1 rRNA gene is annotated in these 547 nt (G+C 50.3%); it reads right to left on the bottom strand.

What is annotated here, in order from left to right:
• Positions 1 to 547: ribosomal RNA gene (locus Q7C20_RS27030) — 23S ribosomal RNA — on the bottom strand; the annotation flags it as partial.

Here is a 547-nt window from a genome sequence, read left to right as displayed (position 1 = left end):
CGGTTCGGCCCTCCATTCAGTGTTACCTGAACTTCAGCCTGGTCATGGGTAGATCACCTGGTTTCGGGTCTACGACCAAATACTCAACGCCCTATTCAGACTCGCTTTCGCTACGGCTCCACATTCACTGCTTAACCTTGCATCAAATCGTAACTCGCCGGTTCATTCTACAAAAGGCACGCCATCACCCATTAACGGGCTCTGACTACTTGTAAGCACACGGTTTCAAGTTCTATTTCACTCCCCTTCCGGGGTACTTTTCACCTTTCCCTCACGGTACTGGTTCACTATCGGTCAGTAAGGAGTACTTAGCCTTCGAAGGTGGTCCTCCGATCTTCAGACAGGATTTCACGTGTCCCGCCCTACTTAATACGTCCAATCATGCTTCTTATACGGGACTATCACCCACTTTGGTTGCGCATTCCAACGCATTCTAATCACACTCATGGCTCGGCTGGTCCCCGTTCGCTCGCCGCTACTAGGGGAGTATCATATTGATTTCCTTTCCTCCGGGTACTTAGATGTTTCAGTTCCCCGGGTTTGCCTT

Source organism: Pseudomonas sp. AMR01 (assembly GCF_041946035.1).
GTDB classification, from domain to species: domain Bacteria; phylum Pseudomonadota; class Gammaproteobacteria; order Pseudomonadales; family Pseudomonadaceae; genus Aquipseudomonas; species Aquipseudomonas antarctica_B.
The sequence above is the reverse complement of the archived record's forward strand: the minus strand, read 5'-3'. Positions and strand labels throughout refer to the sequence as shown.